The sequence below is a fragment of the Mesorhizobium sp. M7A.F.Ca.CA.004.04.2.1 genome, from assembly GCF_004022825.1.
GTDB lineage: Bacteria > Pseudomonadota > Alphaproteobacteria > Rhizobiales > Rhizobiaceae > Mesorhizobium.
The window spans coordinates 1-2,603 of record NZ_RZPH01000875.1 but is presented as its reverse complement, the minus strand read 5'-3'; the positions used below and the strand labels follow the sequence as shown (position 1 = coordinate 2,603).

Sequence of the window (2,603 nt, the reverse complement as noted above, 5' to 3'; positions counted from 1 at the left end):
CGGCGCCGCTTCTCCGAAGCCGTGCTTGCCGGCGTTACCGCCGGCGTCATCGGCGTCGATCCCTACGGCATCGTCACCATCGTCAACCGCTCGGCCGAGGCGATGCTGGCGATTTCGGCCAGCGCAGCCCTTGGGCAGAATCTTTCCGCCGTACTGCCGCATGTCGGCCGCGTCTTCGAGATCGGTCGCAAGTCCGGCAAACCCGTCTATCGCGAGCAGGTGACCTTTTACCGCGCCGGTGCCGAGCGGACCTTCAACGTGCAGATCACCATCGAGGCCGGCGACGACGGCTCGGAGGAAAAATCCTATGTCGTGACGGTCGACGACATCACCGACCTGGTTCAGGCGCAGCGCTCGTCGGCCTGGGCGGATGTGGCGCGGCGTATCGCCCACGAGATCAAGAACCCGCTGACGCCGATCCAGCTCTCGGCCGAACGCATCAAGCGCCGTTACGGCAAGGTGATTACCGAGGACCGCGAGGTTTTCGACCAATGCACCGACACCATCATCCGTCAGGTTGAGGATATCGGCCGTATGGTGGACGAATTCTCGGCGTTCGCGCGCATGCCAAAGCCTGAGATGAAGGCGATAGATCTGCGCGAATCGCTGCGTGAGGCCTCGTTCCTGGTCGAGGTCAGCCGCGCCGACATCACTTTCGAGCGGATATTCGGCACGGAGCCGCTCAAGGGCACTTTCGACAGCCGCCTGATGGCGCAGGCCTTCGGCAATGTGATCAAGAACGCGGCCGAGGCGATCGACGGATTGGAACAGAAGGACGGTTCGCACGGCATAATCCGGATTCAAGCCGGGCGCCAGAATGGTGCGATTCGAATCGACGTCATCGACAATGGCAAAGGCCTGCCGCGCGAGAATCGCCAACGGCTGCTCGAGCCCTACATGACCACACGCGAGAAGGGCACCGGACTTGGCCTCGCTATCGTCAAGAAGATCGTGGAGGACCATGGCGGCAGGCTGGAACTACACGATGCTCCAGCGGACTTCCACGATGGGCGCGGCGCGATGATCAGCATCATCCTGCCGCCTGCGGCCGCAACGGCTCCGCGCAGCGAAAGCAGGGCGGAAAACGAAAGAGAAACTGAAAAGGTCGGTAATGGCGTCTGATATTCTCATCGTCGATGACGAGGAAGACATCCGTGAACTCGTCGCGGGCATACTGAGCGACGAAGGTCACGAAACCCGCACGGCATTCGATGCTGACAGCGCGCTCGCTGCTATAGCTGATCGCGCGCCGCGGCTGATTTTCCTCGATATCTGGCTGCAGGGCTCGCGCCTGGACGGGCTGGCGCTGCTCGACGAGATCAAGACCATGCATCCGACCTTGCCGGTGGTGATGATTTCCGGCCACGGCAACATCGAAACGGCGGTCTCCGCCATCCGTCGCGGCGCCTATGACTTCATCGAAAAACCGTTCAAGGCCGACAGGCTGATCCTTATTGCCGAGCGTGCGCTCGAGACCTCGAAATTGCGGCGCGAGGTTTCCGACCTCAAGCTGCGCAGCGGCGAAACCTTCGATCTGATCGGCATGTCGTCGGCGATGAGCCAGTTGCGCCAGACCATCGAACGCGTCGCGCCGACCAACAGCCGCGTGATGATCATCGGACCGTCTGGCTCGGGCAAGGAATTGGCCGCGCGCGCCATCCACACGCTGTCGGCGCGCAAGAGCGCACCTTTCGTGACGCTGAGCGCCGCCAACATCACGCCCGAGCGCATGGAGATCGAGCTGTTCGGCACCGAATCGAATGGCGTCGAGCGCAAGGTCGGCGCGCTGGAGGAGGCCCATCGCGGTATCCTCTACATCGACGAGGTGGCCGACATGCCGCGCGAGACGCAAAACAAGATCCTGCGCGTGCTGGTCGAGCAGCAGTTCGAGCGGGTAGGGGGAACCAAGCGGGTCAAGGTCGATGTCCGCATCATCTCCTCGACCTCGCAGAACCTCGAAGCGATGATTGCCGACGGGCGTTTCCGCGAGGATCTTTACCATCGCCTCGCGGTGGTTCCGGTCATCGTGCCGGGATTGGCCGAGCGGCGCGAGGATATTCCCTACCTCGTCGACAATTTCATGAAGCAGATCGCCCGCCAGGCCGGCATCAAGCCGCGCCGCATCGGCGACGCCGCGCTGGCCGTGCTGCAGGCGCACAACTGGCCGGGCAACGTTCGCCAGCTGCGCAACAATGTCGAGCGCCTGATGATCCTTGCGCGCGGCGACGACGTCGATGCGCCGATCACCGCCGATCTGTTGCCGGCCGAGATCGGAGATGTCATGCCGCGCACGCCGAATCAATCCGACCAGCACATCATGGCGCTGCCGCTGCGCGAAGCGCGTGAGCAGTTCGAGAAGGACTACCTGATCGCCCAGATCAACCGGTTCGGCGGCAACATCTCGAAGACCGCCGAGTTCATCGGCATGGAGCGCTCCGCGCTGCACCGCAAGCTGAAGTCGCTGGGCGTCTGACGCGGGTTAGCCGCGCCTGGGCCAAGCATTTGCCGGTTACGGCCGCGGTGGAATCGCATAAGAAAGCCCCAGAATTTCTTAGAGGTTGCCCATGCCGCGCATTGCCTATGTCAACGGGCGCTATGTCACG

General features: G+C 62.9%; 2 protein-coding genes. Both read left to right on the top strand.

Features of this window, described 5'->3' with window-relative positions:
• Window positions 1-1,122, top strand: a 1,122-nt coding sequence (locus tag EN893_RS28510) for a PAS domain-containing sensor histidine kinase (protein ID WP_164901189.1), incomplete at its 5' end; no start/stop codon positions are given.
• A complete protein-coding gene (locus EN893_RS28505) occupies window positions 1,112-2,473 on the top strand; it encodes a sigma-54 dependent transcriptional regulator (protein ID WP_128361967.1) in 1,362 nt (453 codons plus the stop codon). The genes EN893_RS28510 and EN893_RS28505, both read left to right, overlap by 11 nt.
• The last annotated feature ends 130 nt before the right edge of the window (window positions 2,474-2,603 follow it).

Excerpts from the sequence above, each read along its gene's own strand:
- EN893_RS28505 (WP_128361967.1), top strand. The coding sequence starts at position 1,112 with ATGGCGTCTGATATTCTCATCGTCGATGACGAGGAAGACATCCGTGAA.